This window comes from Micromonospora sp. 4G55, from assembly GCF_016803375.1.
Map to the genome: position 1 here is coordinate 1 of NZ_JAEVHN010000047.1, position 20,262 is coordinate 20,262.

A 20,262-nucleotide genomic window follows, 5' to 3' on the forward strand; every position below is an offset into this window, starting at 1 on the left:
CAGGTGGCCTGGGCGGTCGGTCGGCGCTGTCCACCACCAGCTCGAACGGCCCGGGCCGCCTGCCCCCGCGCGGCGCGAACGCGCAGAACTGGTTGCCCTCCGGGTCGGCGAGCACCCACCAGCTGATCTCGGCGTCGGGCTCCCGCACCAGCCGGGCGCCCGCGGCCCGCAGCGCCGCCGGGTCGGCGTCGGCCAGTCGCAGGTCCAGGTGGACCCGGGTCTTGCCGGTACGCGGCTCGGGCACCCGGTTGACCCAGATCGACTCCGGCCCGGCCCCGCCCGGCCGCGGGTCGACCCGGAAGTCGCCGTCGCCGGTGTCGAGCACCTCGCCACCGAGGATCCGGGCCCAGAACCCGGCCAGCGAGCGGGGGTCCGCGGCGTCCATGCAGAGATCCTTGAAGCGCGCGATCATCCGGTCATCATGCCCGCCGGGCCCGACAACGCGCCGCCCCGCCGCCGGCCGGGGCAGGTCAGCGGCGGCCGCGCTTGACCTCGTGGAAGGCCGGGATCCGCAGCAGCGGCAGCAGCGAGTCCCAGATGGTCAGCGCGTCGTCGAGCTCGGGCACCTCGGTCAGGATCGGCCCGTGGATGCCGCGCTCGGCGCCCGGCACCATCAGCACCGGCGCGCCGACGTCCGGGCCCGCCGAGGCGTACGCCAGGGCGTGCGACTCGCGTACCGCCTGGTCCCAGCGCTCGTCGTCGAGGGCCGGCGCCGCCTCGCCCAGCCCGGCCGCGTCGACGGCCGTGGTCACGATCGACGCGGCGAGCGGGGTGCCCGCGTCGTGGCTGCGCGCGCCGAGCTCGGTGTAGAAGCGGGCGACGTCCTCGGGACGGCCCTGGGCGCGCAGCGCCTCCACCAGCCGCAGCGCCCGGCTCGACGCGGTCAGCGCGTCGGCGAACTGCGGCGGGACGTTGCCCTCGTTGAGGATCGCCAGGCTGAACGCCCGCCATTCGACGCTGAGCCCCCGGGCCTCGGCGACCCGCACCAGCCAGCGCGAGGCGCGCCAGGTCCACGGGCAGGCGGGGTCGAAGAAGAAGGTCGCATCCATCGGCCGAGCCTACGGCGGGGCCGATCGATCCGCACCGCGGTGATCTACCACACCCGCGCCCCGGACAATGCGCATCGTCACGCTGAGGTTTCGCGGTGTCGCGGGTCGGGCACTGTGGGCGCACGAAACGCCCGGACTTGGCGCGATTCCGCCCACCGCCCGGGCCGTCTCGCCGTGCGCCGGGGCACGGGCCTTCCCCCGGTCTCTCGCCGAGGAAAGGGGGAGGGCGATGACGACAGACCCCGAAGCGATCCGACATCGGCGCCGTCCGGGCGTCCGGCTCGGGGCGGCGGCCGCCGCGCTGGCGCTGGTCGCGCCACTGGCGGCGTGCGGCTCCGATGGCGCAAGCGGCGGTACGCCCACGATCAACCTGTACTACCCGCCGGAGCAGAACCTCCAGAAGGTGGTCGACGACTGCAACGCCCAGGCACAGGGGCGTTACCGGATCGCCTACCGGGTGCTGCCACGGCAGGCCGACGACCAGCGGGTGCAGATGGTCCGTCGGCTGGCCGCGCACGACACCGGGATGGACGTGCTCGGCCTCGACGTCACCTGGACCCAGGAGTTCGCCAGCGCCGACTGGATCCGCGAGTGGACCGGCCAGGACAAGACCGAGGTGGAGCAGGGCACGCTGACCGGCCCGCTGGAGACCGCCCGGTACGAGGGCAAGCTCTACGCCGCCCCGAAGAACACCAACGTGCAGCTGCTCTGGTACCGCAGTGACCTGGTGCCGCAGGCCCCGACCAGCTGGGACGACATGATCAAGGCAGCCCAGGACCTCAAGGGACAGGGCAAGCCGTACCAGGTGCTCACCATGGGCGCCCAGTACGAGGGACTGGTCGTCCTCTACAACACCCTGGCCGAGAGCGCCGGCGGGAAGATCATCAGCGACGACGGCAAGCAGGCCGTGATGGACGACGGGACGGTCAAGGCGCTGGACCAGCTCAAGCGGTTCGCCACGTCGGGCGTGGCCTCACCGTCGTTCAGCAACGCCACCGAGGACCCGGTACGGCTGGAGTTCCAGGCCGGCGGCGGCGCCTTCCAGGTCAACTGGCCCTTCGTCTACCCGGCGTTGCAGGAGGCGGACCCGGAGCTGGCCAAGAAGGTCAAGTGGGCCCGGGTGCCGGGCATCGACGCGAACACCCCGAGCAAGGTCACCATCGGCGGGGTGAACATGGCGGTCAGCGCCTACTCGAAGCACCCGACGGAGTCCTTCGAGGCGGCCAGGTGCATCCGCAACGAGAAGAACCAGAAGTTCTCCGCCATCAACGACGGCGTGCCGCCGACCATCGAGAAGGTCTACGACGACCCGGAGATGGCCGAGGCGTACCCGATGAAGGAGACGATCCTCGACGAGCTCAAGGAGCCGGCGGTCCGACCGCTGACCCCGGCGTACCAGAGCATCTCCACGGTGATGTCGGCGATCCTGTCGCCGCCGTCGGCGATCCAGCCGGACCGGACGGCCGACGAGTTGCGCGACGCGATCTCCGACGCCCTCCAGTCCAAGGGGGTCCTGCCGTGACCGAGCGAACCCAGCGCCGCCGGCCGACCGGTGGCGGCGACCGTCCGGAGGTGACGGCATGAGCATCAACGCCACTCCCACCGGGGCGGAGGTCGCGGCCGAGGCCGAGCGGACCACCGGCCGGCACGCGGCGGTGCCCGCCCAGCGGGCCGGCCGCCGGGCGAAGACCCCGCTGAGCGAGAACAAGAAGGCCGAGCGCCGGCTGGGCTGGCTGCTATGCGCCCCGGCCGCGCTGGTCATGCTGCTGGTGACCGCCTACCCGATCATCTACTCGGTCTGGCTGTCGCTGCAGCGCTTCGACCTGCGCTTCCCCGACCAGCGCGAGTTCATCGGGCTGGAGAACTACGTCACCGTGCTGACCAACGAGTTCTGGTGGACCGCGTTCGGCGTCACCATGCTGATCACGGTGGTCACCGTCGCGGTCGAGCTGGTGCTCGGCATGGGGCTGGCGCTGATCATGCACCGGACGCTGGTCGGCCGGGGCATCGTCCGCACCGCGGCGCTGATCCCGTACGGCATTGTCACGGTGGTGGCCGCCTTCTCCTGGCGGTACGCCTGGACGCCCGGCACCGGCTACCTGGCCAACCTCTTCGACGGCAGCGCGCCGCTGACCGAGCGGGCCAGCTCGCTGGCGATCATCATGCTGGCCGAGATCTGGAAGACCACCCCGTTCATGGCCCTGCTGCTGATGGCCGGGCTGGCGCTGGTCCCGGAGGACCTGCTCAAGGCCGCCTCCACCGACGGAGCGACCGCCTGGCAGCGGTTCACCAAGGTGATGCTGCCGGTGATGAAGCCGGCGATCCTGGTCGCGCTGCTGTTCCGCACCCTGGACGCGTTCCGGGTCTTCGACAACATCTTCGTGCTGACGGCGGGCGGCAACGAGACCTCCTCGGTGTCGATGCTCGCCTACAACAACCTGATCCGGGGCCTCAACCTCGGCATCGGTTCGACGATGTCGGTGCTGATCTTCCTCACCGTGGCGATCATCGCCTTCGTCTTCGTGAAGCTGTTCGGTACCGCTGCCCCGGGCAGCGACGACGGGGAGAGGCGCTGACATGGCTGAAACCACCACCCGGGCGAAGCTGCGCTGGGGTCTGCTGGACGTCATCGTCGTCGTCTTCGCGCTGATCCCGGTGCTCTGGATCGCCTCGCTGTCGTTCAAGACCCCGGCCACCCTCACCGACGGGAAGTTCATCCCTCGCGAGTGGACGCTGGACAACTATCGGACGATTTTCGACACCGACCAGTTCGTCCGGGCGCTGGTCAACTCGATCGGCATCGCGCTGATCGCCACGCTGGTCGCGGTGGTGCTCGGGGCGATGGCCGCGTACGCGATCTCGCGGCTGGACTTCCCCGGCAAGAAGCTGCTGGTCGGCGTCTCCCTGCTGATCGCGATGTTCCCGCAGGTGTCGCTGGTGTCGCCGCTGTTCGAGATCGAGCGGCAGCTCGGCCTCTTCGACACCTGGCCGGGCCTGATCCTGCCGTACATCACCTTCGCGCTGCCGCTGGCGATCTACACCCTGTCGGCGTTCTTCAAGCAGATCCCGTGGGACCTGGAGAAGGCGGCGAAGATGGACGGCGCCACCCAGGGCCAGGCGTTCCGGCGGGTGATCGCCCCGCTGGCCGCGCCCGGCCTGTTCACCACGGCGATCCTGGTCTTCATCTTCTGCTGGAACGACTTCCTCTTCGCGATCACGCTCACCTCCACCGAGCGGGCCCGCACGGTGCCGGTGGCGCTGTCGTTCTTCACCGGCGAGTCGCAGTTCGAGGATCCCACCGGGGCGATCTGTGCCGCCGCCGTGGTGATCACCATTCCGATCATCCTGTTCGTGCTCTTCTTCCAGCGCCGCATCGTCTCCGGACTGACCTCCGGCGCAGTCAAGGGATAGGTGGTAGTCGTGGCTGACATCGTGCTCGACAAGGTGAGCAAGCGGTTCCCGGACGGGACCGTGGCGGTGCAGGACGTCGATCTGGAGATCGCCGACGGCGAGTTCGTCATCCTGGTCGGCCCCTCCGGCTGCGGGAAGTCCACCACCCTCAACATGATCGCCGGGTTGGAGGACATCAGCTCCGGCGAGCTGCGCATCGCCGGGCAGCGGGTGAACGACAAGGCGCCCCGGGACCGGGACATCGCGATGGTGTTCCAGTCGTACGCGCTCTACCCGAACATGACCGTCCGGGAGAACATGGCCTTCCCGCTGCGGCTGCAGAAGCTGGACAAGGAGACCATCAACCAGAAGGTGGACGAGGCGGCCAAGGTCCTGGAGCTGACCGCGCTGCTGGACCGCAAGCCGGCCAACCTCTCCGGCGGCCAGCGCCAGCGGGTGGCGATGGGTCGGGCCATCGTCCGCCAGCCCAAGGCGTTTCTGATGGACGAGCCGCTGTCGAACCTGGACGCCAAGCTGCGGGTGCAGATGCGTACCGTGGTGTCCCGGCTGCAGAAGCAGCTCGGCACCACCACCGTCTACGTCACCCACGACCAGACCGAGGCGATGACCCTCGGCGACCGGGTGGTGATCATGCGGGGTGGCGCGGTGCAGCAGGTCGGCCCGCCGCAGGAGCTCTACGACCACCCCCGCAACCTCTTCGTCGCCGGTTTCATCGGCTCCCCGTCGATGAACTTCCTGCACGCGGCGGTCTCCGACGGCACCCTGCGGACGGCGCTCGGCGACGTGCCGATCGGCGACCGGGTCCGCCGGCAGCTCGAAGGGGCCGACGCTCCCCGCGAGCTGATCCTCGGCATCCGTCCCGAGCACTTCGAGGACGCCGAGCTGGTCGACGACGAGACCCGCCGCCGGGGCATGGAGTTCGAGGCGCCGGTGGACATCGTCGAGTCGATGGGCTCGGACAAGTACGTCTACTTCACGGTCGAGGGGGAGCGGGCCAGCGCCGCCGAGCTGGAGGAGCTGGCCGCCGACGCCGGCGCCGCCGACTTCACCGGCACCGGGGCCAGCCTGGTCACCCGCTTGTCGGCTGAGTCCCCGGTGAGGGAGGGCACGAGCCGCCGGGTCTGGTTCAACCTGGAGAAGATCCACCTGTTCGACCCGTCGAGCGGGCGCAACCTGACCCTGCACGAGGGTCGGGCCGCGGGCGCGCTGGCCGACTGACGGTCGTCGCCGAGGGGCCGGTGGGTGTGTGTGGCACCCCGGCCCCTCTCGCGGCGAGTCAGGAGGCGGTCCGTGGCGGGTCGCTCGGCGTCACGCGGCCGGAGGCCAGCCCGGTTACCGATCGTGACGAGGCGCGTCGCGCGGAGCCGCGGTCACCGGGAGTGATGAAGGGGCAGGCCGAGGAAGTCGGCGTACCGGGCCAGGGCCGCCTCGACCCGGCCGCGCATCGAGTCGTCGAACGGGGTCAGTTGCCGCACGGTCACGGTGACCCGGGCCCGGGCGATGGTGCGCTTCCAGGTGCCGACCACCCGCCCGGCGCGCACGATCGTGGACTGGAAGACGCCGTTGCCGCCGGGGACCACTGCCTGCCGGTGCGCCGGGTCGAGCATCAGCGTGCGGTCCTTGTAGCCGAGCAGGTACTCGTCGAACCCGGGCAGCGCCAGCACGTCGTCGCGCGGGGTGCGGGGCGCGTCGAGCAGCGCCGCGTCGAGCACGGCCGGCACCCCGTCCACCTCCACCGTGGCCAGGTCGTCGCCGGCCACCGCGATGCCCCGCCGGGCGTCCGCCTCGCGCCAGTCGCCGACCGCGCCGCCGCGCAGCCGGTCACCCAGCGAGCCGCCCTCCTCGTACGCGATCAGCAGGTACGGGTTGCCGGCGGCGGTGCGGCCGGCCTGGTGCAGCGTGACGATGTGCGGGTGGTCGGAGAGCCGGCCCAGCATCCGCAGCTCCCGCTCGAAGCGGGCGCGGGACGGGCCGTGCCAGTCGGCGGCGAGCACCTTGACCGCCACCCAGCGGGCGAAGTCGGGCTGCCAGGCGCGGTAGACGACGCCGAAGCCGCCCCGCCCCACCTCGACGGCGTCGGTGCAGCCGTCGACCCCGAGGGCGGCGCCCGGGCCGTGCGTCACCGACTGCTCGCTGTGGACCATCGCCGCTGAATGCTACCGATGGGTCGCCAGCGTGGTGTCGGCCGTGCGCACTGCAGGACACTTCCCGTGGTGGGGCGCCCCGGCGACCGGGACGCCCCGGCCCGGTCAGTAGTCGTTGTAGAACCGGAAGGCCCGGCACTCGCTGTCGTGGCCGTCCTTCCACCGGCAGAACAGGAAGCCGATGTAACGGTTCTCCGGCAGGTTGTAGGCACCACCCTCGCTGGCCTGGTGGGTGGCGCAGTTGCCCTCCCCGCCCCGGCTGAACTCGTACAGCGGTGCCCCGTACGCGTCGTCGAGGCTGACGAACATCTTCACCGCGTACCCGTCGGCGTCGGTGTCGCAGATCTTGAGGATGTCGCCGTGCTCGGTGAAGTACGCCTCGCCGCTGTAGTCGAAGATGCCGCCGCCGAACGCGTCGCCGGTGTTCATGACGTGGTACGAGTCGGACGCCATGGCCGGGCTGGGCAGCGCGACGGTGAGCGCGGTGACCGCCGCGGCCACGCCGAGCGCCTTCCGCATGGTGAACTTCATACCGGGTGTTCCTTTCGGGGTAGGTCTCTCGGTTGGGTCGGCGCCCCGGTTGCGATGCGGGACGGCCGGACGGGCCCGCCGGCTGTCTCCGGCGGGCGTCGTGGATCAGCGGTCAGCAGACGGTGCTGGTCGAACCACCCGTGCTGTTGAGGTAGCCCGTCACGTGGGTGCAGTAGGACGCCGTGTTGGCGGGCGCGCCCCACAGTTCGGCGCGGGTGGTGTTGCTCAGCTGGCCCACGCCGTAGTCAGTGCCGCTGTCCGACTCGTTGATCACGTGGACGTAGAGGTCCCAGTTCGAGTGGGTGGCGCGGTACTGCTCCCAGACGTAGATGTAGGCGTAGTTGTAGCCGCAGCCGTAGTACTGCTTGACCGAGGCCGCCTGCACGCCACCGACGGTGAGCACCCGGGTGGTGCCGATCTGGCGGACGCTGGAGCAACTCGACGGCGTGCTGGCCAGCGCCGGCGACGCGTCGACCAGCGTGACGGCGCCGGCGGCGAGGAGCGCACCCGTGGCGGCGAGGGAACGGCGGAGGATCGACATGTCAGCCCTGCTCTCTGTGGTGATCTTTCGCCGCTGAGACAACCAGGGGTCGGGCGCCGCCGACAGGTGACGAAGCGGCGACCATTTCCTCCCCCACGGCGTGTAACGCCCGGACCGTCCATATCGCCTGTTGCCCGGAAGCATCGGTGATCTTGGCTGCGGCCCGATCACCGCGGTGCTCGGAGCACGAGCACCGTCACCTTCGGACAGGGAGTTGCATGCGCATCCTCCACAGACGTTCCGGCGCGGCTCTCGCGCTGGTCGCCCTCTCCACCACCCTCGGCTCGGTGGCCGTCGCGAACCCCGCGTCGGCCGCTCCCGGGCGCGCGGACCTCACGGTCGGCCTGACCGTCGACCGTTCGCGTATCCCGGTGCAGGGTGAGGTCGTCAAGACGGACATCACAGTCGCGAACGCGGGGGTCGCGACCGCGGACGGCATCACCGTGACCGTCGACCTTCCGGACAACGCGTACGTCGGCGGCGAGGGGCCGCTGGGGGGCAGCTGGCAGTGCTCGGCGCTGAGCCCCCGGTTGGTCTGCACTCACGCGGCCCTGGCCCCGGGGCAGACCGCTGACCCGTTCAACTTCTACATCCAGTTCCGGCCGGGCACCGACGGCCAGACGGGGGACATCACCGCCACGGTCACCACGACCAGCCGGGAGTCGAGCACCCGGAACAACTCGGCCACCCGGACGGTGACCTACGACGCCACCGTCTCCTACCCGGACCTCTACGTGACGGGGGTGTCCCTGATCCCCGGCTACGAGGTGATCGAGGGGGACTGGGTCAAGCACCCGCTGCACGTCGCCAACGACGGCACCCGGACCGCCGAGGACGTCCGCGTCCGGGTGGTCGCCCCGGCCGGGCTCTTCTGGGGCGTCGGCGAGCAGTCCGACCCGTCCTGGCAGTGCACGACCGTGGTCGAACGGCAGGAGTGGGAGTGCGTGAACGGCCCCCTGGCGCCGGGCGACGAGACTCCCGTGCTCTCCTTCAGCGGCGAGGTGCTGCCCGGCGGGCAGCCCGGTGACCGGCTGCCGGTCACCGTCACCGTCTCCACCAGCACGCCCGACGAGGACCCGTGGGGCAACGTGTACGAGGGCGGCTACGTCTACGGCACCCCGGCGTACCTGACCGGGCGGGTCTGGCTGGACGCGGACGCCGACGGCCAGCGCGACGCCGACGAGGGCGCGGCGCCGACCGGCGAGCTCAGCCTGTCGGTGCAGCCGGCCGACAGCTTCGCGCGCAACGTCACGGTGAACGCCGACGGCACGTACCGACTGGCGCTGCACGACGGGGACTACCAGCTGCTGGCGGGCCTGGCCTCGACCACCCACCGGTTCACCACCCCGGACGTCGGCGACGACGCCACCGACTCCGACGTGGTGCTCACCTACGACACGCCGGAGTGGCAGGAGGCCCAGTCCGAGCAGGTCTTCCTGGCGCAGGGCGACGAGAAGGTCCTCGACATCGGCCTGGTCAGCATCGGCTGATCCGCGTTTCACCCGGGCCCTGGCCGGCGCGCTCCGCGCCCGGTCAGGCCCCGCTCTTCTTGACACCCGAGCCGACACTCGGGCCATGGATGACCGCTACCGGCAGCTGCCGCCCCGGATCGAGCCGCGCTACGAGACCCAGCCGGTGTCGGGGCCGCCGCCGCTGCCGGAGGTCGAGGAGACGGTCGGGCTGACGGCGGCGGGGCAGGTCCAGGACATCTCGCGGTTCGCCGACGGGATGACCCGGTCCGGACCGACCCGGTCCGGACGACCTGGGGCAACGGGGCGCTGCTCGCGGTCCTGATCGTGCTGGCCGTGCTCGTCATCGTTTCCGCTCTCTGGCTCGGCTGAGCGGTGCCGTCGTCCCGGCCACGGGATCTGCGCGACACCTCGGCATCAGGATCTGCGACACCAGCTCTACGCACCTCTGGCTGCCTCGGCGGGGACAATGGGACCTGACGAGGGAGGTCGGCGATGAGCGAGGACCGAGAAGGCGATGACCGGGCGGCGGACGAGGAGTTCAAGGTCCAGCGACACGACCGGTTCGGCAAGCTGCCGCCCCGGGTCGGGCGGGAGGAGCAGGTCGAGACGACAGACACGGAGCCTCCGCACGAGGAGCCGGAGGAGCCTCCGGTGCGCCGGGAGTGGGGGTAGGTAGTCGTAGCCGGAATGCGGCGGCTGGTTTCGTCAGGCGATCAGCAGCCCGACGCCGAGGCTGATCACCCCCGCAGCCAGGGAGAGCGCGCCGATCCAGAGCACCCAGACGAGTCTGTTGGGTCCGGTGGCGTTCCTGCCGGCGGAAGAGGCGAAGAATCCGGCAGGCATCAGGATCGCGGCGACGGGCAATCCCAACCGGGCGATCCACAGCAAGGCGCCGGTGAGGCTCGTCGCGTCCACATAGAGCAGGCCGACCAGGCTCAGGATCACCAGTACGCCGGCATGGCCGTGCCCGGCACGCGCGAAGGATCGCTGGAAGTCGGTCATCGGCACAGCGCCCCGGGCGATTCGGGTCATGAACCAGCCGCCGACCTGGATGGTGACGATGGTGAGTAGCACCACCCCGGCGATCATGCGGGACTCGGTACTGAGAGCCATGGTCTGCACGGCGAACTCCTTTGCGATCAGCTTGACGAGGGGCTATCGGGCAACGGTCGCTGATCTTGCGACGCCGGAGCGCGGCAGGCGCAGGACGCGTCGGGCCACCGAGCTGTCGGCCGATCGGGCCACCCAGACAGCGATGGCGACGTAGAGGACCTGCTGGGGGATTCGCAGCCACAGCGGAGTCGGCTCATCCCCGTTGAACGACACATCGTTGACGGCGGCGTAGACGTTCGCCGGAAGCAGGAGCACGTAGAGCGCGGCAAGGCTGATCCCGGCCGCCCAGCGGGTCGCGGTCACCACCAGGCCCACGGCGCCCAGCAGCTCCAGCACGCCGGTCAGGTAGACCATCGCATCGGCGAACGGCACGACCGGCGGCACCATCCGGACCAGGTCGGCGTGGTTCGGCATCACGGTGACGCTCGGCGGAACGAAATGCGCGGACGCGGTGACGACGAGCATGACCGCCATCGCGTGTGCCGCGCTCGCCGCCCAGGTGGCGAACCGACGCACACCGAGCGCACCCAGCAGGCGGAAGCCCAGCAGGGCCAGCACCAGAATCACTTCGAGCATGATCTTCTCTCTCAATGGATAGCGCAGCTATCTGCTTATGGATAGTGCTACTCTCCATCGAAGGGGAAAGGAAGTCAAGGGATGCGTATCGCGGAGCTGAGTCGGCGGTCAGGGGTTGCGGTACCGACGATCAAGTACTACCTACGGGAGGGCCTGCTGCCGCCCGGCGAGCTGACCAGCCCCAACCAGGCCAGCTACGACGAGCATCACCTGAATCGGCTTCGCCTGATCCGAGCCATGATCGACCTGGCCCAGGTTCCGGTAGCCCGAGTCAGGGCCGTGCTGGAAGCGCTCGACTCCGACACCCTGTCCCTGCACGATCGGATCGGGGTGGTGCACCGGGCCATCACCCCGAGTCGGCAACTGACCGCCGGCGACAGTGCACGCACGGCCGCCGCTGCGCAGGTGCGGGAACTCATCCAACGGCGAGGCTGGGCCGTCGAGCCGGACTCACCTGCGATCGCCACCCTGGTCGAAACCATCAGCGTCCTGCGATCGCTCGGCCAGGATCACCTGGTCGATCTCCTGGACCCCTACGCAGAGGCGGTTGAGCGGTTCACCGAACTGGAGGTCGCCGCGGTCGCCTCCCGGACCGATCCCGACCAGGTCGCCGAGAGCGTGGTGATCGGAACCATCCTCGGCGAGAACCTCGTCGCGTCGCTGCGGCTGTTGGCCCAGGAGAACATCTCGTCCCAGCGCCTCAGCTAGGCAGCTCGTCGGACCACGACACGAGGATGAGGGCTGACGCGTCGCGTACGCGACGCCGTGCAGGCGAAACTGCCTTGCCGGCCGGACTGCCGGCTGCAACGCTCCGGCCGTGATCGACAAGCCCGGCGTCGACGAGCGATGGCTGGCGGCTGAGGTGGCCGCCGCCTGGGCCGTGGACATCGTCAATCTCGTGTTCATGCCGGTCGGGCTCGACGGGCACGCATGGGCGTACCGGGTGGACACGTCAGACGGCGAGCGCTACTTCCTGAAGCTGCGCCGCGGCGAGTTCACCCGGGCGGCCGTCCTGCTGCCCGGCTTTCTCCGAGCGCACGGCGTCAGGCAGGTCGTAGCGCCGATCGACCTGCCGGACGGCGGAGCCGATCGCGGGTTCGGGGACTACCGGCTGCTGCTCTACCCGTTCCACGACGGCGGCAGTCTGTGGGGTCGCGGCCTCACCGACCGCCAGTGGATCGTGTACGGCGAGTTCCTGGGGCAGCTGCATGCGGTCACGCCGAGCGCCGACATCACCGCGGTCCTGCCGGTCGAGACCTACCGATCGAGCGCGGGCGAACGGCTGCGAACCCTCGGCGGGCAGGCTGCGGCGAGCGACGCCCTGGGCGCTTTCTGGGACCGGTACGGTGCCGCGCTGCATCGGTTGTCGGAAACGGTCGACGACCTCGCCTCCCGCGTGACGCAAGGTCAACACGTCGTCTGCCACGCCGACATCCACCCCGGCAACCTGATCGCTGACGGCGCCGGTCCACTGCACGTCGTCGACTGGGATGCGCCGATCCTCGCGCCGCGCGAGCGGGACCTGATGTTCGTCTACAGCCAGGACTTCGGCGACCACCCGATCAACGCGCACCGCGCCGAACTCTTCCGTCGAGGCTATGGGCCGCTGGAACCGGACCAGACCATGCTGAGCTACTACCGCAGCGAACGGCACCTCGACGACGTCGCCGTACTTCTGGACAGCATCCTCAACTCCGAGGCCAGCCCAGAATCCCGAGCCAACGACCTGCACTGGCTGACCCGCATCGCCGAGACCGTCGCCGACCCCCGCTACGAGGCCTGAGCCGCGACGTGACGAAAGCCTCGCGAGTCTCGCAGGCACTTTCGCGGTCGGTGGTGCCGGGTCCGTGCCCGATGGCGGCTCCCACCGTACTGGCACTGTTCTGCATCACCTGGGGAGTGCCTGGTTGGCTTGTGCTCGGCGGGGTGTTCATCCTGGCGGGCCTCGCGACGCCGTACGTGGTCTGGGCGAAGGGGCTTCGCTGATCAACGCCGCTGGGAGCTGCGCCTCCTCGGTTTGGCAGCAGTACCTCCCAGACGACCCTGAGCCGCCGATCTGGATTCAGCGCTTCATGCCGGAGTCCGGGTCGCCGATCGTTGCCGCTGTCTCTTCACTGCTGACGCTGAGACGCGGCGGCTGTCCCGCCCGGTGTGGCGACGTATACGCGACGAGGACGTAGACGCCCTGGTAGGAGACTACGTCGACCGGGACCGCGGGGCGGGTTTCATACCGCCCGAGCCTGAGCCAGAGGAGAGACCGGAACGCTACGCACCGGCGTGGGTCGCTCTGTTTCCGAAACCCGCTCCGTTTCGCCAAGCGGCCTGCATGTCCGCCGGCACCCCCTTGTGGCGCCGTCTCGCCCGCCAGCGCGCACCGTATCGCGGTGCCCGCGGCTGCTGCTGGTACCACGGCGGCGACTGGCACACGGTTTCGAGCGTGGCCATCCGGCTCGTCCGCCAAGCTCAAGTCGCAGGCGTCCCGCACGAGGACATCCCGCACTACGTCGACCACCAGGCCGCGACAATGGCCTTGAGTGGCTGGGAGCGCGAGGCCCTCCTGTCGCTGCTAATCGACACCATCCGGCCATATCGGCCGTTCCAAGGCGGCTACAACAACGGCCAACACCGTGCGCAGGCGATGCTCGATGCCGGAGTCCGCCGTACCCTTGTCGAACGGTATTGATGGACGAGCATCAAGCACGAGTGCCCGGCAATGTCCATTGGCCTGTGGTTGCCACCCGGGATCGAACCGGCGGCAACTCGCTTACAAGAACTGCGCGCCTCGTCCGCGTGAGTCCGTGGTCGTCGGCGGCCTCGGCCAACTGTCCGTGAGCGGCCTGCCCTGGCCGCCTTCGTCCCGGTCCGTTGCTGTCGCCGCTGCTGTCAGCAGCTACTCACGTCGGTCAGCGATCTGGTGTCCCAAGCATCAGGGTGAGGTCTTCTTCGGCCGCCAGCACAGCGCCGTCGAACTCCACCTGTGCGGCGGCCACTGCGGCTGCCCGGTCATTGCCTGGCCAGAAGTGGGTGAGCATCAATCGGCGGGCGCCCGCCCGACGAGCCCAGAGACCGGCCTCGGTGGAGGTCAGTAGATTGCGTGTGGGGCGGCTGGTCTCGCCGTCGCGGTCGGTCGCCTCGACGATGAACAGGTCGGCGTCACGACCCAGTTCGGCCAGCGCGGGGGCCGGGCCGGTGTCCCCAGAGTAGGCCAAGGCAACCCCGTCGGCCTGTATGCGGATGCCTGCGTTGGGCACGTAGTGCGGGAGTGACAGTCCGGTGAGGTCGAACGGCCCGACCGTGTAGCTGCCGGGCAGCAGGTGCATGTCGAAGACTGCATGTAGGTCGACGTCGGGCTCCAGGCCGCTGATCCGGTCGAGCACCCCTGGCGGGCAGTACAACGGCAGTCGTGGCCGCCCAGGCTCACCATAGAACCGCATCCGGAACAGCCCGTGCAGGTCAATGCAGTGGTCAGGATGCTCATGAGTGATGACGACAGCGTCCACTGCACCATCTGGCCAGTGCCTGAGCATCCGCGGCAGCGTGGCGTAGCCCAGGTCAAGCACCAAGCGGAAGCCGTCCCAGTCCACCGCGAAACCGCTACAGGCACGGCCCGGCTCGGGAAAGGCACCCGAACTGCCAAGCACGGTGACCTGTCGCATCCGCACAGAATGCCAGACCGCCAGATATCTATCCGGCCTGGACTTTCGAGCGTGGAGCAGGTGACGCGAATCGAACCCGCACTGTCAGCTTGGGAACCGGATTGATCACGGCGTTGAGTGGTCGTGTCACTTGGCTGCCGAGCACGGGAGAAACCGGTCGATGTCATGCGACAGGCCGCTGTTGACCCCTGCTGACCGCTCCATCGGGCACGGGCCGGGCACGGCGGCGCGTGGAGCCCCGCTCGCCTCGCCCGGTACGATCGCGAGCTTGTTCTCACTGCGGGGAGCCCATGAGATCCGCGTGCGGCCGCCCCGGCAGTTCCCATGCTGAGAGTAGGTTTCGTCAATGGCATGCCGTATCGGTGAGCTCGTGCTCAAGTGCCGCGACCCCGAGGCGCTGGCGCGGTTCTGGTGCGAGGTCCTGGACTTCGTAGAGCTCGATCGCGAAGAGGAGGTCTACATCGAGATCGGCCCGCGCGAAGGGTTCGGCGGCCCGCAGCCGACGATCTTCCTCATCCGCAACGACGAGCCGAAGAACGGGCATGCCCGGCTGCACATCGACGTCAACCCCACCGACCGCGATCAGGACGCCGAGCTCGAGCGCCTCCTGGCCGCCGGGGCCAAACTCGTCGACATCGGTCAGCCTGCGGATGCGTCCTGGCACGTCCTCGCCGATCCAGAAGGCAACGAGTTCTGCCTGCTCAAGCGCCGCCTCGACCCACTCTGACGGCCCTCGCCCAAACGATCGACGCAGCCGCCACCCCGCAGCCGCCGACAAGATCTCGCGACATTTGGCTGGTCTCCGACGGCCATCTCTGGCGAGTCCGCGGCCGCCTCGGTGGCGACGGCGGACAAGAGGTCACGCACGACTTCCGCGACGAAGCCTCCGCCCGTTCGATGGTGGAACGGATGTTGAAGACCTCGGCCGGAACCTGGCGCGACCTCACTGAGGCGGTCCGGCAGGAAGCAACCCGCCGACGGACCCACTAGTGCTGCTCTGCGGAAGTCCGTGGGGGGCAGACTGCCTCCTTGAGCGGGATGCCCTCGTAGGTCCAGCGAAACGGGCGAGCGTGTTCGTTCTCTGGACCATCCAGGTGTCTCGATCAGGTCGAGATATGGTGGGCTACGTAAGCGACTACTGGGGCTGCCCAAAGTGTGGGAACTTGACCCTCCGTATTGAGGACAAGGACGGCCACTGCGATGTGGCCACATGCGAGTACGACCAGTGCGGCTACTTCGATGAAGGCGTCCCCGAGTAACTGTCCTCCTCGCACCCGCGAGCAGCCGCGCTGCTACGGGTTGGTCTCTTTTTGAGAGGATGAGTTCGTGACCTCGTACGTCTGCCCCAGCTGTGACGTCGACTTTGGCTACCCGCAGGGCCTGGCCGTCCATCAGGAGCTCGGCTGCGAGTGGGGCGACGACGGGACCGACGGCGACGCCAAGTACTGCTGCGGCATGATCTATGAGGACGGCGAGTCCACCTGTCGCAGCTGTGGGGAGTCGCTGTAGCTCTGCCCCGCTCAGGCGGCTCCATGGATTGGGCGCTTGCCGATAGGTGCCGGCGGGTGGCGTTGGCGTCAAGAACCTTGCTGTGTTGTGCCAGCGGTTGTCGGCCGTTGTTGCGCGTCTCGCTGACGTCTTGCTGACGGAGGGCGGGGACGCCGGAGGCAAGAGGTACCCAAACAGCTTCGGTCACAGCCACCCCGAAATTCCGCGTAGCTCACGGCCGCTGTCATGCTCGAATGACCAGCTGGCACCCGGGTGGGGAACCAGGCTGCCAGGTCGATCACCGTCGGTGGCGCGACAAAGGCTTGTCGCGTGGCTCTTATCCAACGACCGCCAGAAAATCCGAGTAGAACAGGCCCAGGCCGACCGCCACGCAGACGCCGGCCACGATCCAAAACCGGACCACAATATTGACCTCGCTCCATCCGGCCAGCTCGAAGTGGTGGTGCAACGGCACCATCCGGAAGACGCGTCTACCGGTGGTCCGGAACGAGACGATCTGGATCACCCAGGTCGTCGTGATGATGACGAAGAGCCCGCCGATCATGATCGAAAGCAGCGTGGTGCGGGTTACAACCGCGAGCCCGCCGATCAGGCCGCCGAGTCCGAGCGCGCCCACGTCACCCATGAAGATCCGCGCCGGGGACGTGTTCCACCACAGGAAGCCCACGCAGGCGGCGGCCGCCGCCGCCGCGATTATGGCGATCTCCAGGGGATCCCGGACCTGGTAGCAGTAGTCGTTCACGCGGCCGTACGCGTCGTCGGCGCACCAGTGCCGGTACTGCCAGAAGCCGATCAGCGCGTACGCGCCGAGCACCAGGATCGACGCGCCGGTGGCCAGGCCGTCGAGGCCGTCGGTGAGGTTCACGCCGTTCGACATCGCCGTAATCACGAAGACGATGACCATGACCGAGCCGATCTTGCCGACGTCGAGCCAGCTGATGTCGCGGATGAGCGAGATGTGCTCGCTGGCCACGGTCTGGCCGTTGGTGCTCGGCACGTAGAGCGCGGCGATGCCGAAACCTGCGCTGACGATCGCCTGGCCGAGCAGCTTGCCTTTGGCGGACAGGCCGTCGGAGTTGCGCTGGCGCACCTTGAGGAAGTCGTCGAAGAAGCCAACCGCGCCACAGAAGACGAACAAGCCGAGCAGCACCAGGGCCGTCATTGTCGGGCCCTCCTGCGCGATCTGCCGCTCGGGCAGGGTGGTCAGGGCGATGTGCCCGGCGACGTAGGCGAAGACGGTCGCCACGATGAAGACGACGCCGCCCATCGTGGGCGTGCCCTTCTTGCCCTGGTTGCTGGCGAGCCCGATGGATCGGATCGGCTGGCCTGCCTTGAGCGCGGTGAAGACGCGAATCGCCACCGGCGTGCCGAACAGGGAGATGATGAACGCGGCCGCGGCCGCGACGATGACCGCCCTCACGGGTGAACCTCCACGCGATCCGGACTTCTCACGGCGTCCCCACCGAGCTTCCAGATCAGCGCCTGACGTCTCGACCTGAGCTGGCGGTGCAGATAGTCCTGAGCGAAGTCATGGATCATGAGGCATGAGCTTGCCATCCGACGGCGAGCGGAGCAGCCCGGGACCTCACAGCGCCGTGGTCCGTAAACTCGCCGACGCGCATCCGACGACGATCTTGCAGGCCACGCCCGCTTGCCGGACATCACCACCGGCGAGCGGGTCGTACGCCCGGTGTCGCTCCTGTTCACCTCAGTCAGAGGAAAGCTCATCAACGATCGCTGCTGGGCTGAGTTGTGGGCTGGTTGGCGCGAGGCTGCCGGCTGGCCGAAGGAAGGCACCTTCCACTCCCTGCGGCACTTCTTCGCCACCGCGCTGATGAGCAACGGCTTCGAGCCTCAGGACGTGCAGAAGGCGCTGAGGCACGCAAACCTGCGGATCACCCTGGAGACCTACGTCCACTGGTTGCCGAAGAAGGACCGTCCGCGCGGGGTCGTCGGGCAGCTCCTACGCCAGGCTGCCGCCAAGCAGCTCGGCACGCTCGAAGGCCATGATCCCCGCTAGTTTGTGCCCTGGTTGTGCCCGATGATCTCTTCTCAGCGTTCCCGCAGCTCAGAGGCGGTAAATGGTGGGCCGCCAGGGACTCGAACCCTGAACCTATGGATTAAAAGTCCACAGCTCTGCCATTGAGCTAGCGGCCCGAGCCCTCAGGCTACCGGACCTTGGCCGGCGAGGCCTTCCGGCTTCCGGCCGCACGTCGATGCCCCACGCATCCAGACGCCCACGCATGCCCCCGAGCCTCTCGGCCATGGTCAACAGAGGGCGCACCGGGTGAGGCTGACCGGCATGAGAACGATCGCCCTCGCCACCGCCACCGGAGTCACCGGACTCATGGCGGGGCTCTTCTTCGCGTACTCGTGCTCGGTCATGCCGGGCCTGGCCGCGGTCGACGACCGGACCTTCGTCGGGACCATGCAGTCGATCAACCGGCGCATTCTCAACGGCTGGTTCCTGGCAACCTTCCTCGGCGCGGTGCTGCTGATCGCCCTGGCGGTGGCGCTGCACCTCACCGCCGGCGGCCGGGTGCTGGCCTGGACGATCGCCGCGCTGGTGCTCTACGGCGCGACGCTGCTGATCACCATGCGGTGCAACGTGCCGCTCAACGACGGGCTGGACGCGGCGGGGCCGGTGGACCGGATCGCCGACCTGGCGGCGGTGCGGGAGAGCTTCGAGGCGACCTGGGTGCGGTGGAACCTGGCCCGCACGGTCACCAACGTCGCCGCCTTCGCCTGCCTGGTGGCCGCGCTGGTGTCCCGGCGGGTCTGAAACGGCGGGAGCGGGGAATCGGGACCGGATGAGGATCAGCAGCACCCCGGCCGTGGCGGCGTCGAGCGAGGAGACCGGCCCCGACGGCGCACGGGTGCCGGGCGGTGAGGTGCACGCGTGGCAGCCCGGCCAGAACTCCACCGTCTGCGGGCTCCAGCTCAGCCGCACCCGGCTGCGCCGCTTCCCGCACGTGCCGTTCGACTACACCTCGACCGACGTGCTCACCGAGGCCGACCCGGTCGGCTTCATCTGCCCGCGCTGCCTGGCCGCCACCCAGGGCCGCCGCAAGCAGGAGAAGAGCTGGGTACGCCAGTCGCCCCGCCCCTGACCGGTGCGGGGGTTGGAGTCCGGTTCAACGGGTACGGCAGCCGGCATGCGGATTGTCATCGTGGGTGCCAGCGGCAACGTGGGGACGGCGCTGCTGCGCCGGCTGCGCCCGGAGTCGGGGCTGGAACTGGTCGGCGTGGCCCGGCGACTGCCCGGCCCGGACGCCGGTGAGCCGTACGACCGGGTGGAGTGGCACTCCTGCGACATCGGGGCGCCGGGCGCGGACGGGAAGCTCGCCGCGCTCTTCGCCGGGACCGACGCCGTCGTGCACCTGGCCTGGCAGATCCAGCCCAGCCACGACCAGCGCACGCTCTACCGGACCAACGTCGGCGGCAGCCGCGCGGTGATCGACGCCGTCGTCCGGGCCGGCGTTCCCAGCCTGGTGTACGCCTCGTCGGTCGGCACGTACGCGCCCGGCCCGAAGGACCACCCGATCAGCGAGCGGTGGCCCGCGACCGGGGTGCCCGGATCGTCGTACAGCCGGGACAAGGCCGAGGTGGAGGCGATGCTCGACGGCGTCGAATCCGAGCACCCGACGCTGCGAGTGGTGCGGCTGCGGCCCGGGCTGACCTTCCAGCGCGACGCGGGCACCGAGATCGCCCGGTACTTCCTCGGGCCGCTCGCCCCGGTCCGGCTGCTGCGCTTCGGGCGCATCCCGGTCGTACCCGCGAACCGCCGGCTGCGGATGCAGGCGGTGCACGCGGACGACGTCGCCGACGCGTACGCCAGGGCGGTTCTGGGTGACGCGCGCGGCGCCTTCAACGTCGCCGCGGACCCGGTGCTCAGTCCGGAGCTGGTGGCCCGGCACTTCAAGGGCTGGACGATCCCGGTGGCCGCCCCGGTGCTGCGCGCCGCCGCCGCGCTGAGCTGGCGGTTCCGGCTGCAACCGGTCGACGTCGGCTGGGTGGAGCTGGCCCTGAACGCGCCGCTGATGTCCAGCGAGCGCGCCGAGACCGAACTCGGCTGGCACCCGAGGGTGGACGCCGTCACCGCCCTGAAGGACCTCTTCGCCGGCATGGCCGCCCACGCCGGAACGACCGCCCCACCCATGTCCACCGCCCCCGACCTCCCCGGCCGCCCCGCCGGCCTCCTCAAGGCCCGCCGCCCCGGCCACCGGCAACCCCTACTGATTCCCACCCCCGCGCCCGGCG

At 69.6% G+C, this 20,262-nt stretch carries 25 protein-coding genes and 1 tRNA gene; 16 read left to right on the forward strand and 10 right to left on the reverse strand.

Annotated elements, in window-relative coordinates; genetic code table 11:
- A partial coding sequence (locus JNW89_RS06800; RefSeq protein WP_238448188.1) for a VOC family protein occupies positions 1 to 412 on the reverse strand: 412 nt, incomplete at its 3' end.
- Between the two features lie 58 nt (positions 413 to 470).
- Complete coding sequence (locus JNW89_RS06805) at positions 471 to 1,049, reverse strand: DsbA family protein (protein ID WP_238448189.1); 579 nt, start codon at positions 1,047 to 1,049, stop codon at positions 471 to 473.
- Positions 1,050 to 1,278: 229 nt separating this feature from the next.
- Here JNW89_RS06805 and JNW89_RS06810 point away from each other — a divergent pair, with 229 nt between their 5' ends.
- From JNW89_RS06810 to JNW89_RS06825, 4 genes are read left to right on the forward strand one after another with little or no spacing between them, the layout of a single operon-like run.
- Positions 1,279 to 2,571, forward strand: a complete 1,293-nt coding sequence (locus JNW89_RS06810; protein ID WP_238448190.1) for an ABC transporter substrate-binding protein — start codon at positions 1,279 to 1,281, stop codon at positions 2,569 to 2,571.
- Between the two features lie 58 nt (positions 2,572 to 2,629).
- Entirely contained in the window at positions 2,630 to 3,625 is a 996-nt protein-coding gene (locus tag JNW89_RS06815) for a carbohydrate ABC transporter permease (RefSeq protein ID WP_238448191.1), read from the forward strand.
- Position 3,626: 1 nt separating this feature from the next.
- The gene (locus tag JNW89_RS06820; RefSeq protein WP_154936139.1) at positions 3,627 to 4,460 is read left to right on the forward strand and encodes a carbohydrate ABC transporter permease; all 834 of its coding nucleotides are present in this window, start codon (positions 3,627 to 3,629) and stop codon (positions 4,458 to 4,460) included.
- Positions 4,461 to 4,469: 9 nt separating this feature from the next.
- The gene (locus JNW89_RS06825; RefSeq protein WP_238448192.1) at positions 4,470 to 5,678 is read left to right on the forward strand and encodes an ABC transporter ATP-binding protein; all 1,209 of its coding nucleotides are present in this window, start codon (positions 4,470 to 4,472) and stop codon (positions 5,676 to 5,678) included.
- A 152-nt stretch (positions 5,679 to 5,830) separates the two neighbouring features.
- Here JNW89_RS06825 and JNW89_RS37535 read toward each other — a convergent pair whose 3' ends face one another.
- The 3 genes from JNW89_RS37535 to JNW89_RS06845 form a co-directional block, all read right to left on the reverse strand.
- A complete protein-coding gene (locus tag JNW89_RS37535; RefSeq protein ID WP_306344817.1) occupies positions 5,831 to 6,604 on the reverse strand; it encodes a DNA glycosylase AlkZ-like family protein in 774 nt (257 codons plus the stop codon).
- Positions 6,605 to 6,709: 105 nt separating this feature from the next.
- Complete coding sequence (locus JNW89_RS06840; RefSeq protein ID WP_088959423.1) at positions 6,710 to 7,135, reverse strand: hypothetical protein; 426 nt, start codon at positions 7,133 to 7,135, stop codon at positions 6,710 to 6,712.
- A 112-nt stretch (positions 7,136 to 7,247) separates the two neighbouring features.
- Positions 7,248 to 7,676 (reverse strand): hypothetical protein, encoded by a 429-nt coding sequence (locus tag JNW89_RS06845; RefSeq protein WP_238448193.1) that lies wholly within the window; start codon positions 7,674 to 7,676, stop codon positions 7,248 to 7,250.
- A 218-nt stretch (positions 7,677 to 7,894) separates the two neighbouring features.
- On the opposite strand from JNW89_RS06845, the gene JNW89_RS06850 reads away from it, so the two are divergent.
- The 3 genes from JNW89_RS06850 to JNW89_RS06860 all read left to right on the forward strand — a co-directional run bounded on the left by JNW89_RS06850 (position 7,895) and on the right by JNW89_RS06860 (position 9,820).
- A complete protein-coding gene (locus tag JNW89_RS06850; RefSeq protein WP_238448194.1) occupies positions 7,895 to 9,166 on the forward strand; it encodes an SdrD B-like domain-containing protein in 1,272 nt (423 codons plus the stop codon).
- A gap of 85 nt (positions 9,167 to 9,251) precedes the next feature.
- Positions 9,252 to 9,470, forward strand: a complete 219-nt coding sequence (locus tag JNW89_RS06855) for a hypothetical protein (protein WP_238448195.1) — start codon at positions 9,252 to 9,254, stop codon at positions 9,468 to 9,470.
- Positions 9,471 to 9,640: 170 nt separating this feature from the next.
- Positions 9,641 to 9,820, forward strand: coding sequence for a hypothetical protein (locus tag JNW89_RS06860; protein WP_238448196.1), 180 nt, complete (start codon positions 9,641 to 9,643; stop codon positions 9,818 to 9,820).
- 33 nt (positions 9,821 to 9,853) lie between these two features.
- On the opposite strand, the gene JNW89_RS06865 is transcribed toward JNW89_RS06860, so the two are convergent.
- Together JNW89_RS06865 and JNW89_RS06870 are read right to left on the reverse strand one after the other, a co-directional pair.
- Positions 9,854 to 10,261 (reverse strand): hypothetical protein, encoded by a 408-nt coding sequence (locus JNW89_RS06865; protein ID WP_238448209.1) that lies wholly within the window; start codon positions 10,259 to 10,261, stop codon positions 9,854 to 9,856.
- Between the two features lie 42 nt (positions 10,262 to 10,303).
- Positions 10,304 to 10,837, reverse strand: a complete 534-nt coding sequence (locus JNW89_RS06870) for a hypothetical protein (RefSeq protein ID WP_238448197.1) — start codon at positions 10,835 to 10,837, stop codon at positions 10,304 to 10,306.
- Between the two features lie 81 nt (positions 10,838 to 10,918).
- Here JNW89_RS06870 and JNW89_RS06875 point away from each other — a divergent pair, with 81 nt between their 5' ends.
- The 3 genes from JNW89_RS06875 to JNW89_RS06885 all read left to right on the forward strand — a co-directional run bounded on the left by JNW89_RS06875 (position 10,919) and on the right by JNW89_RS06885 (position 13,520).
- Positions 10,919 to 11,545 (forward strand): MerR family transcriptional regulator, encoded by a 627-nt coding sequence (locus JNW89_RS06875; RefSeq protein ID WP_255540496.1) that lies wholly within the window; start codon positions 10,919 to 10,921, stop codon positions 11,543 to 11,545.
- A gap of 109 nt (positions 11,546 to 11,654) precedes the next feature.
- The gene (locus JNW89_RS06880) at positions 11,655 to 12,620 is read left to right on the forward strand and encodes a phosphotransferase enzyme family protein (protein WP_238448199.1); all 966 of its coding nucleotides are present in this window, start codon (positions 11,655 to 11,657) and stop codon (positions 12,618 to 12,620) included.
- A 654-nt stretch (positions 12,621 to 13,274) separates the two neighbouring features.
- On the forward strand, positions 13,275 to 13,520 hold the full coding sequence (locus JNW89_RS06885) for a hypothetical protein (RefSeq protein WP_238448200.1): 246 nt from the start codon (positions 13,275 to 13,277) through the stop codon (positions 13,518 to 13,520).
- A 220-nt stretch (positions 13,521 to 13,740) separates the two neighbouring features.
- Here the strand turns inward: JNW89_RS06885 and JNW89_RS06890 are convergent, their stop codons facing one another.
- Positions 13,741 to 14,493, reverse strand: coding sequence for an MBL fold metallo-hydrolase (locus JNW89_RS06890; RefSeq protein ID WP_238448201.1), 753 nt, complete (start codon positions 14,491 to 14,493; stop codon positions 13,741 to 13,743).
- Between the two features lie 346 nt (positions 14,494 to 14,839).
- Here JNW89_RS06890 and JNW89_RS06895 point away from each other — a divergent pair, with 346 nt between their 5' ends.
- Both JNW89_RS06895 and JNW89_RS06900 read left to right on the forward strand, forming a co-directional pair.
- Positions 14,840 to 15,220, forward strand: coding sequence for a VOC family protein (locus JNW89_RS06895; protein WP_238448202.1), 381 nt, complete (start codon positions 14,840 to 14,842; stop codon positions 15,218 to 15,220).
- Between the two features lie 599 nt (positions 15,221 to 15,819).
- The gene (locus tag JNW89_RS06900; RefSeq protein ID WP_238448203.1) at positions 15,820 to 16,002 is read left to right on the forward strand and encodes a hypothetical protein; all 183 of its coding nucleotides are present in this window, start codon (positions 15,820 to 15,822) and stop codon (positions 16,000 to 16,002) included.
- 316 nt (positions 16,003 to 16,318) lie between these two features.
- Here the strand turns inward: JNW89_RS06900 and mraY are convergent, their stop codons facing one another.
- Positions 16,319 to 17,422, reverse strand: a complete 1,104-nt coding sequence (mraY, locus tag JNW89_RS06905; RefSeq protein WP_238448204.1) for a phospho-N-acetylmuramoyl-pentapeptide-transferase — start codon at positions 17,420 to 17,422, stop codon at positions 16,319 to 16,321.
- 231 nt (positions 17,423 to 17,653) lie between these two features.
- Here mraY and JNW89_RS06910 point away from each other — a divergent pair, with 231 nt between their 5' ends.
- Positions 17,654 to 18,022 (forward strand): site-specific integrase, encoded by a 369-nt coding sequence (locus JNW89_RS06910; RefSeq protein WP_238448205.1) that lies wholly within the window; start codon positions 17,654 to 17,656, stop codon positions 18,020 to 18,022.
- 62 nt (positions 18,023 to 18,084) lie between these two features.
- Here JNW89_RS06910 and JNW89_RS06915 read toward each other — a convergent pair.
- Positions 18,085 to 18,159, reverse strand: a tRNA-Lys gene (locus JNW89_RS06915).
- A gap of 145 nt (positions 18,160 to 18,304) precedes the next feature.
- On the opposite strand from JNW89_RS06915, the gene JNW89_RS06920 reads away from it, so the two are divergent.
- The 3 genes from JNW89_RS06920 to JNW89_RS06930 form a co-directional block, all read left to right on the forward strand.
- The gene (locus JNW89_RS06920) at positions 18,305 to 18,784 is read left to right on the forward strand and encodes a DUF1772 domain-containing protein (RefSeq protein WP_238448206.1); all 480 of its coding nucleotides are present in this window, start codon (positions 18,305 to 18,307) and stop codon (positions 18,782 to 18,784) included.
- Between the two features lie 28 nt (positions 18,785 to 18,812).
- Positions 18,813 to 19,112, forward strand: coding sequence for a hypothetical protein (locus tag JNW89_RS06925; protein WP_238448207.1), 300 nt, complete (start codon positions 18,813 to 18,815; stop codon positions 19,110 to 19,112).
- A gap of 45 nt (positions 19,113 to 19,157) precedes the next feature.
- Positions 19,158 to 20,262 (forward strand): NAD-dependent epimerase/dehydratase family protein (locus JNW89_RS06930; RefSeq protein WP_238448208.1); only part of this gene is annotated, 1,105 nt, incomplete at its 3' end.